Origin of the sequence: Tatumella sp. JGM91, assembly GCF_018257575.1 — a bacterium.
GTDB lineage: Bacteria > Pseudomonadota > Gammaproteobacteria > Enterobacterales > Enterobacteriaceae > Tatumella > Tatumella punctata.
Genome location: NZ_JAERJP010000023.1, coordinates 37435 through 46045, shown reverse-complemented (window position 1 = coordinate 46045; position 8611 = coordinate 37435). Strand labels below are relative to the sequence as shown.

Sequence of the window (8611 nt, the reverse complement as noted above, 5' to 3'; positions counted from 1 at the left end):
ACACCACAGCCCCGGCCGGGAATGAACGAGGGTACCGCGTAGCGGCGGAACGGTCTGCCGCACAGGCCCGGAGTGCAAAGGGCCCTTGCGCCCTTTGCCTGGTCGCGCGCAGCGGGGCAGCAAAAAATGACGTTACGTAATGGCGAACGGAACCCCGCCGGGTTTACATATTGCATATCAGCGCAAGCGTTACACCACAGCCCCGGCCGGGAATGAACGAGGGTACCGCGTAGCGGCGGAACGGTCTGCCGCACAGGCCCGGAGTGCAGAGGGCCCTTGCGCCCTTTGCCTGGTCGCGCGCAGCGGGGCAGCAAAAAATGACTTTACGTAATGGCGAACGGAACCCCGCCGGGTTTACATATTGCATATCAGCGCAAGCGTTACACCACAGCCCCGGCCGGGAATAACCGAAGGTACCGCGCAGCGGCGGAACGATCTGCCGCACAGGCCCGGAGTGCAGAGGGCGCGGCCGTTGCGCCCTTTGCCTGGTCGCCCGCAGCGGGGCAGCAAAAAATGACGTTACGTAATGGCGAACAGAACCCCGCCGGATTGACATATTGCATATCAGCACAAGCATTACGCCAATGATAACGACTGTTGCACAGCCCGGATTATCTCCAGCCATAACTTTTGCAGACGCGGGCCCGTCAGAGGGCTGCTGGCCAGCTCCTCCGCCGTGACACCCGGTAATACATAGCGGGTTGCCAGCGTTGCTGTCGGGCTGCAGGCCTCAGATAATATTCCCCCCATGACGGTGACAGTCTCCCTGAGTTGCCCCCATGCAAGATCAGTTACGGGTGACAGGTTCGGCAGAGCTACAGGTTTATCCAGCAATTCACCACTACTGACCAGCCAGTCGAGAGCATTTTTGATTACACCCGAAACACCGTGTGCATATTCCGGACTAACAATCAGAATTAAATCAGCGTTGTGTAATTCCTGTCTCCAGAGCCTGACTTTGGCAGGGGGCTGATATTCCAGGTCAGGGTTGAACAGAGGGAGACTGCCGGGAGTCGTGCTGATTTCAAAGCGAACCTCCTGCGGGCTAATCAGTGCCATCGCCCGAAGAAACAGACTGTTAAGAGAGTGACTGCGTAAACTGCCCGAAATACCAATCACTTTGTACATGGTTGTTATCCTTTTGAAATATGACCAGCCGGTAAACCCGGTGACTATGTCTGCTGAGTATCCTTTGCTGGCGGATAACAACAGTATTTATCAGTGACTGTCGCCAGAAGAAGACACTTATCATTATGTTATTCTATGAGATATTTATAAAAAGGATTTTTTGTCGTTGTACGACGACGCCTGCAGCTCTCCGGACTGCTGATAAAGAATCTTCGTTATCAAAAAATTATTTTTTATTTATTTAAAATCAAAGTGTTATTTTTTTGCAGCCTTTATTTATTCTGCTGGCATAGTTTCTGCAATGACTGCAGCGCAGATGCTCATTCTGCTTTTTATGTCTGCCGCCCGGCAACATAATCCCTGGAATGATGCAGAGCCCTTTACCGATACCTGTTATCTGCCTTCTCACAATTTATTGATGAGAGTTTCAGATATTACGTTGAGTCTGGTATCAGCTGTTGTCTATCGACCTGATTTTACACCTGCCCTGTTGCAGGTGTTTTTTTTGACTGCAATAAAAAAGCGCCCTGAGCGGCGCTTTTTAGGGATGACATTGATTACTGGTCCGGATTCTGCCTGAGAGTCAGTAACAGACCTTCACGGCGCATTTTTGCGGCTTGTTCGGGGCGGCCTGTCTTGTCATAACAGTCAGCCAGCCAGGCGTAATCGAAGGTATCAGGACGCTGTTCCAGAGCCTTCAGGAAAACATCTGCCGCCTGCTGCCACTCAGCCTGGCGCATCAGCATCTGCCCCAGAGTACTGTTCAGCAAGGGGGTAGCACCATGCTGTCTGATCTGCTGCCGCAATACTTTTTCCAGCTGTTCCGGTGCCGGACTATTGATTCGTGGTAACAGCAGAATCAGACGTTCATCATACTGTTGTTTCAGCCCGGCCAGCACAATTTCCTGTGCCATCTGCGGGTCGTTGCATTCGATCAGATGATTAACCATTGCCACCTGCAGGGCAGTATCCTGGCGGGTTTTACGGCTCTGATTTTTCCACCATTGCTTCAGACCTTCGCTACCCTGTTCTGCCATCGCCTGGTTCATCATGCCGAGCCAGGCCCGTTGCCGGAGATCCTGCAGGTGCTGCTCAGTCGTAACCTGTGACTTCTCCATTGACGGCAGAATATCCAGTAATGCGCGCCATGCCCCGGTATTCAGATAAGCCTGCTCTGCCAGCCGTAATACTTCAGGATGGCGCGGTGCAACTTCCAGTAAACGGTCAAGACAGTGACGGGCAGCATGATCTTCATGACGGGCCAGCAAAATACGGGCGCGGGTAATTTCTACCGGGATCTGGTTATCAGCACAGACCTCAGCAGCGCGTTCCAGGTGTTGATTCGCCCTGATTTCGTCTCCGCGTTGCTGGGCCGCTTCCGCCGCCAGCAGATAGTTTGCCAGAGGGTCGGCAGCATGATCCGCATCGCGTGACAGTAATTTCTCTACCTGCCGGTGATCACCTTCTGCCAGTTTAATCAATGCATCACGGGTATGGCGTTGCGCCCGGCGACGTTTACGGCCACTGAACCAGCCACGGGTACGTACTCCGGTACGCAGTATCCGCCGCAGCAGCCATTCGACAGCCAGGATAACCACTAATGCAAGGATCAGGATAATAGCCAGCCCGGTAACACTGGTTTCAATATTCCAGTTGTCCGTTTGTATCAGCACGTATCCCTGGTGTCCGGCCAGCAGGGGGCCGAGAATCACTCCTGCCAGCAGCAGCAGAAACAATATCAGTACTTTTAACATATCAGCCTCCCTGCTGGCTGGCTGCCGCAGCAGGCTGGTTCAGCAGTCCGCGGACACGGGTTTGTACTAATTTATCCAGCAGAGGCTGGCTGGAGAGGGTATCCGGGATATCCATAGCAATCGTCTGCTGCTCCAGAGCATCAAGCTGCGCTAAAAATGCTTTCGTCGCCGGGTCGTTGACGTCGTACCAGGCACGTACCCATGTCGATACGCTTTCCAGGGATTGTTTATAGATTTCTTCCTGATGGCGGGGCACTGCCTGGGCCGCGATCAGTAGTCCGGAACGAATATTTTCCCGCAGATAAATATCCTGATTAGGGGCCAGTAACGGCTGAGCAGTATTGTCGCGGCGGCGGATAGTAATAAAATTATCCATAAAATCGTGCCAGCTTTTGGCCAGATTTTCGCGCCAGTGGGCTAAGGATCCTGAGAGTTCGTGACTGTCCTGATCCATCGGATTACTGTTGTCTTCGTTATCCGCCAGACGCAGATTATCGACACCATTTGCCAGCTGGTTAAGCTGCAGAATGATACCGTCATAATCAACCTGATTGATGGCCGACAACGCACTGATATCCTGCATCAGGGCACGACGTATATTCAGAACGCTCGGGTCATTCATTTCAGCCAGACTGCTGTCGGCACTTTTTAACAGTGCAGCGGCGGTTGTGGCATCCTGGTCACTCCACAGTTTGCGTCCTGCAAGTTTCACCAGATAATCAGCCTGGGCTATCAGCCAGTTGTTACTGTCATTTCCGGTCAGTGATGTGACTTTTTCACGTAACGTGTTCAGTTCTTTGTCAGTCGTGTCCTGGCGCAGACGGGCGTCCTGCAGAGCCTGTGTGGCGGTGGTCAGCTGTGCCGAAAGCTGTTGCTGTCCGGATGTGGTCTGCTGCTGTAACAGAGTGAGTTTATCACTCAGTCCGGCTTCTGATTCAGCGTTCAGGCTCTGCTGCTGTTTAATATACCAGTAGCTTCCGGCACCTGTTGCCAGGGCAATGATAATGGCCACAATGGCTAAAGTGGTTCCGCTATTCCTTGCTACTGAAGTTGTTTGTTCCTCTGCCGGGGATTGCTGTGCTTCCGGAGGGGTCACTTCAGGTATGGCGGAGGGGTCTTTGTGTTCCGTCATTTTGGCTCATCCCATTATATTAATTTCAGTGTAACGCGCGTAACAACGCATCGTTATCCGCACCATCAGCTACCGTCACTGAATGCCAGCCTAATTCACTGGCGAGGGTAGCTAAACGTTCACTGACGACAACCAGCCGGCAGTGTAATAGCCATTCGCGGCGGTCAATTGCCGGGAACAACGAATATAAGAGTTGCAACATTTCACCGCTGGTCACTACCAGCGTGGTAATTCCTTGTCTGCGCCAGCGGACGGCTTCTTCCGCGCCCCGATATTGGCAAGCTATCCGTTGATAACATTCACACAGCTCTACCTGCGCACCGCGTTGTTGTAATGTGTCTGCCAGTAAATCACGTCCGCCATTACCGCGTAATATCAGAGCACGTCTGCCGGAGAGTTCTCTGAGTGAAGGCAGATTAAGCAGTGTTTCACTGGTGGCCCTGCCTTCAGGATAGTTCACTCTCTGCAGACTGGCCTGGTGTAAGTCCAGTGCAGTCCGCCGCCCTATAGCATAATAGTCGAGCCCGGCCGGCCATGCAGTATTACTTTGTACTATTGCCGGCGCGGCAAACCTGATTGCCTGGTGTGATACAGCAAACAGCAGATCACCGTTATGCAAACTGAGCAACTGCTGTGCCAGTGACCCCAGGCCGCGGCCGGGGGTATAGTCAATCAGCGGAAGGCTCCATGCGTGCTTGCCGGTCTGACGCAATCTGGCAACCAGCGCCGATGCCGAAGGCTCAGGGCGGGTAACCAGAATTGTCATACGGGAGGCTGGCCCTGATAAACTTCGCGTAATATCTCTCCGGCACCACGTTCCAGCAGTTCGTCCGCCAGGGCAATGCCCAGCTGTTCAGCCTGATCGCGATGGCCACGGCGTTCGGCACTGATCATTTTCGATCCATCCGGCGTCCCGACCAGTCCGCGTAACCATAACTGGTCGCCGGGCTGTAACAGGGCGAAACTGCCAATAGGTACCTGACAGCCGCCTTCCAGCCGGGTGTTCATTGCCCGCTCAGCACGGACACAAGTTTCTGTATCCCGGTGATTCAGCGCCTGTAACAGGGCGATCAGCGGGGCGTCATCCAGCCGGCACTCAATACCGACCGCTCCCTGGCCCACAGCCGGCAGTGAAACTTCGGCCGGCAGTGTACTGCGGATACGGGATTCTAATCCCAGGCGTTTCAGGCCTGCAGCCGCCAGAATAATTGCATCGTATTCTCCGGCATCCAGTTTTGACAACCGGGTACCGACATTACCCCGCAGGGAACGGATTGTCAGGTCGGGACGCAGTGCACTCAACTGACACTGGCGACGCAAACTGGAAGTACCGACCACTGCCCCCTGAGGCAGGTCATCAAGGGTGGCATATTTTTCAGAAACGAAGGCATCAAGGGGAGTTTCACGCTGACAGATGGTGACCAGCCCCAGCCCCTCAGGGAAAGCAACCGGTACGTCTTTCATCGAATGGACAGCCAAATCTGCCCGGTTCTCCAGCATCGCCAGTTCCAGCTCTTTGACAAATAATCCTTTGCCACCGACTTTGGATAACGGGGTATCCAGCAGAACATCACCTTTGGTGACCATAGGTACCAGCTCAACCTGTAAACCGGGATGGGCTGCGACTAACTGTTGCTGAACATAGTGCGCCTGCCAGAGCGCAAGCGGACTTTGCCTTGTGGCGATCCGAATAATTTTATCAGACATGTCATTAACCGTTTTTATCGTTTGTTAATCATCCTATCATTTAAACGACAAATGTGGCAGGCTTCGGCGATGAAATCCGTACGGGGACTCTGGCGCTGACCAGGGGGCGCGGGTCAGGGCTGTCCGCATCTAATAGTAAGATTTCAGCATGAAAGGTGATAAAGTAGGCGACGCAGTTGTTGCGTTTAGTCAGCAAAGGATGAAAGGCTAATCATCTCTATTGTCCGCAGCCGGTATCTGCCCGGCTGGTGAGAATACAGGTGTGCCCTGGGAACAACAGTGCTTAATTACCGGAAGAAGCAGGCGAAACCTCTTGTACCTTTATATTGAGACTCTGAAACAGAGGCTGGATGCCATTAATCAACTGCGTGTTGATCGGGCAAAAGCGGCTATGGGACCTGCATTCAGACAGGTGTATAGTTTGCTGCCGGCATTATTGCAGTATCATCATCCTATGCTGCCAGGCTACCTTGAGGGTCATGTACCACAGGGTATCAGTTTTTTTACGCCTGAAGATAATCAGCAGACCTTACTGAACCAGCTTGCCGGAAGACCCCTTCATCTGCCTGATATTTCCAGTGGTGAGGCACCTATCACCGGTGTTTACTCGATGGGCAGTACCTCATCGGTCGGGCAGAATGGCTTGTCCGACCTGGATATCTGGGTATGTCACCAGTCATGGCTGGATAGCGACGAAAGACAAAAGTTACAGCAAAAATGTCATCTTCTTGGCCAGTGGTGCATCTCTCTGGGAATTGAAGTCACTTTTTTTCTGATTGATGAGAACCGTTTCCGTCATAACGAAAGTGGTAACCTCGGGGCTGAAGATTGCGGCAGCACCCAGCATATTTTATTACTTGATGAATTCTACCGTTCTGCTGTGAGACTGGCGGGCAAGCGTATTCTGTGGAATATGGTGCCGGGTGAAGAAGAAGCTAATTACGACGATTATGTGATGTCGTTGTACGCTGGCGGGGTACTGACCCCTAATGAATGGCTGGATTTAGGTGGATTAGGCACGCTGTCGGCCGAAGAATATTTCGGTGCCAGTCTGTGGCAGCTGTATAAAAGTATCGACTCTCCCTATAAAGCGGTTCTGAAAACACTGCTGCTCGAATCCTATACCCGTGAATATCCCGACACCCGTCTGCTGGCGATGGACATTAAACAGCGGCTGCATGATGGTGAGATTGTCAGCTTCGGGCTCGACCCTTATTGCATGATGCTGGAAAAAGTGACTCGCTATTTACAGGACATTGATGATCCTGCGCGACTGGATCTGGTTCGCCGCTGCTTCTATCTGAAGGCCTGTGAAAAACTCAGTGTGGAACGGCCCGGGGGCCGTTCTCTGTGGCGGCGTGAAATACTTAGCCAGATGGTCAGAGAGTGGGGCTGGGATAGTCAGCGTCTGCAGATGCTCGACAGCCGTGCCAGCTGGAAAATTGACCAGGTGCGTGAAGCCCATAACGAATTACTGGATGCGATGATGCAGAGTTATCGTAACCTTATCCGTTTTGCGCGGCGCAATAATCTGAGTGTCAGTGCCAGTCCTCAGGATATCGGGGTACTGACCCGTAAGCTGTATGCGGCTTTTGAGGCCCTGCCAGGTAAAGTGATCCTGGTGAACCCGCAGATCTCACCGGATCTGTCGGAAGAAAACCTGACGTTTATTCATGTGCCTGAAGGGCGGGCTAACCGTCCTGGCTGGTACTTATATAATCAGTCGCCGGATATGGACTCCATTATCAGTCACCAGCCACTGGAATACAGCCGTTACCTGATAAAACTGGTGGCATGGGCATGGTTTAATGGTCTGCAGACCCGTAAGACACGACTGCATATTAAAGGGAATGGCGGTTGTGATGCCGGACGTTTACAGGAAGTGGTTAACGATATATCACAACAGTTTCCGTTACGGGTTCCGGCACCGACGCCGAAAGCATTGTACAGCCCGTGCGAGATCCGACACCTGGCGATTCTGGTGAATCTGGAATATGACCCGACAGCGGAATTTCGTAATCAGGTGGTACATTTTGATTTCCGTAAACTGGATGTTTTCAGTTTCGGCCAGCAGCAACGTTGTCTGATCGGCAGTATTGATCTGTTGTATCGAAATTCGTGGAACGAGGTTCGCACACTGCATTTCAGTGGTGAGCAGGCGATGATCGAAGCACTGAAAACCATTCTGGGAAAAATGCATCAGGATGCATTACCACCGGATGCGGTCGACGTCTTTTGTTATAGCCAGCATTTGCGGGGATTGATCCGTACCCGTGTGCAGCAGCTGGTCTCTGAATGTATTGATATCCGTCTGTCCAGTACCCGCCAGGAACCGGGCCGCTTTAAAGCCCTGCGGCTGGCTGGTGATACCTGGGGAGTCTTTTTCGAGCGGATGAGTGTGTCGGTACAGAAACTGGAGAATGCTGTGGAGTTTTACGGGGCCATTTCTAATAACAAACTGCATGGCCTGTCGATCAAGGTGGATTCACTGCAGGCCGATGTTCCGGCAGTGGTTAATGGCTATGCCAGTGAAGGAATTATTCAGTTTTTTTTCGAAAATAACCCGCAGTCGGATGACTTCAGTATTTATATCCTGGATGAAAGTAACCGGGTGGAGGTCTATCGTCACTGTGAAGGAAGTCGTGAAGAGCTGGTGCGTGATGTCAGTCGTTTTTACTCTTCCTCTCACGATCGTTTTACCTATGGATCCAGCTTCGTGAATTTCAATCTGCCCCAGTTTTATCAGCTGGTCACGGATGAAGGTAAAAGCCGGGTGCTGCCGTTTCGTTCTGTCTCTCATGATGAAGTGGCAGAAGATGTTTCGCCGCAATTCAGTCGTGACGTGCTGCCGCGTTCCCGAAACCTGTTTTAAAGCATAACGGCCCGCGGT

7 protein-coding genes are annotated in these 8611 nt (G+C 52.4%); 2 read left to right on the top strand and 5 right to left on the bottom strand.

Annotation, left to right across the window (positions count from 1 at the left end; translation table 11 throughout):
* Window positions 1-576: 576 nt before the first annotated feature.
* Window positions 577-1128, bottom strand: coding sequence for an NADPH-dependent FMN reductase (locus JK198_RS14295; protein ID WP_249213175.1), 552 nt, complete (start codon window positions 1126-1128; stop codon window positions 577-579).
* Window positions 1129-1429: 301 nt separating this feature from the next.
* On the opposite strand from JK198_RS14295, the gene JK198_RS14290 reads away from it, so the two are divergent.
* Window positions 1430-1708 (top strand): hypothetical protein, encoded by a 279-nt coding sequence (locus JK198_RS14290; RefSeq protein ID WP_212708184.1) that lies wholly within the window; start codon window positions 1430-1432, stop codon window positions 1706-1708.
* Here JK198_RS14290 and hemY read toward each other — a convergent pair.
* From hemY to hemC, 4 genes are read right to left on the bottom strand one after another with little or no spacing between them, the layout of a single operon-like run.
* Window positions 1686-2882, bottom strand: coding sequence for a protoheme IX biogenesis protein HemY (gene hemY, locus JK198_RS14285; protein WP_212710819.1), 1197 nt, complete (start codon window positions 2880-2882; stop codon window positions 1686-1688). The two genes, JK198_RS14290 and hemY, sit on opposite strands and share 23 nt — an antisense overlap.
* Before the next feature lies 1 nt (window position 2883).
* Window positions 2884-4014 (bottom strand): uroporphyrinogen-III C-methyltransferase, encoded by a 1131-nt coding sequence (gene hemX, locus JK198_RS14280; protein WP_212708191.1) that lies wholly within the window; start codon window positions 4012-4014, stop codon window positions 2884-2886.
* A 25-nt stretch (window positions 4015-4039) separates the two neighbouring features.
* Complete coding sequence (gene hemD, locus JK198_RS14275; RefSeq protein WP_212708193.1) at window positions 4040-4780, bottom strand: uroporphyrinogen-III synthase; 741 nt, start codon at window positions 4778-4780, stop codon at window positions 4040-4042.
* On the bottom strand, window positions 4777-5721 hold the full coding sequence (gene hemC / locus JK198_RS14270) for a hydroxymethylbilane synthase (RefSeq protein ID WP_212708194.1): 945 nt from the start codon (window positions 5719-5721) through the stop codon (window positions 4777-4779). Before hemC ends, hemD begins: the two co-directional genes overlap by 4 nt.
* Before the next feature lie 313 nt (window positions 5722-6034).
* On the opposite strand from hemC, the gene JK198_RS14265 reads away from it, so the two are divergent.
* Window positions 6035-8593 carry a class I adenylate cyclase gene (locus JK198_RS14265; RefSeq protein WP_212708195.1) on the top strand — a complete coding sequence of 853 codons (2559 nt, stop codon included), beginning with the start codon at window positions 6035-6037 and terminating at the stop codon, window positions 8591-8593.
* Window positions 8594-8611: the final 18 nt, after the last annotated feature.

Excerpts from the sequence above, each read along its gene's own strand:
- JK198_RS14295 (WP_249213175.1), bottom strand. The coding sequence starts at position 1,128 with ATGTACAAAGTGATTGGTATTTCGGGCAGTTTACGCAGTCACTCTCTT.
- JK198_RS14290 (WP_212708184.1), top strand. The coding sequence starts at position 1,430 with ATGACTGCAGCGCAGATGCTCATTCTGCTTTTTATGTCTGCCGCCCGG.
- hemY (WP_212710819.1), bottom strand. The coding sequence starts at position 2,882 with ATGTTAAAAGTACTGATATTGTTTCTGCTGCTGCTGGCAGGAGTGATT.
- hemX (WP_212708191.1), bottom strand. The coding sequence starts at position 4,014 with ATGACGGAACACAAAGACCCCTCCGCCATACCTGAAGTGACCCCTCCG.
- hemD (WP_212708193.1), bottom strand. The coding sequence starts at position 4,780 with ATGACAATTCTGGTTACCCGCCCTGAGCCTTCGGCATCGGCGCTGGTT.
- hemC (WP_212708194.1), bottom strand. The coding sequence starts at position 5,721 with ATGTCTGATAAAATTATTCGGATCGCCACAAGGCAAAGTCCGCTTGCG.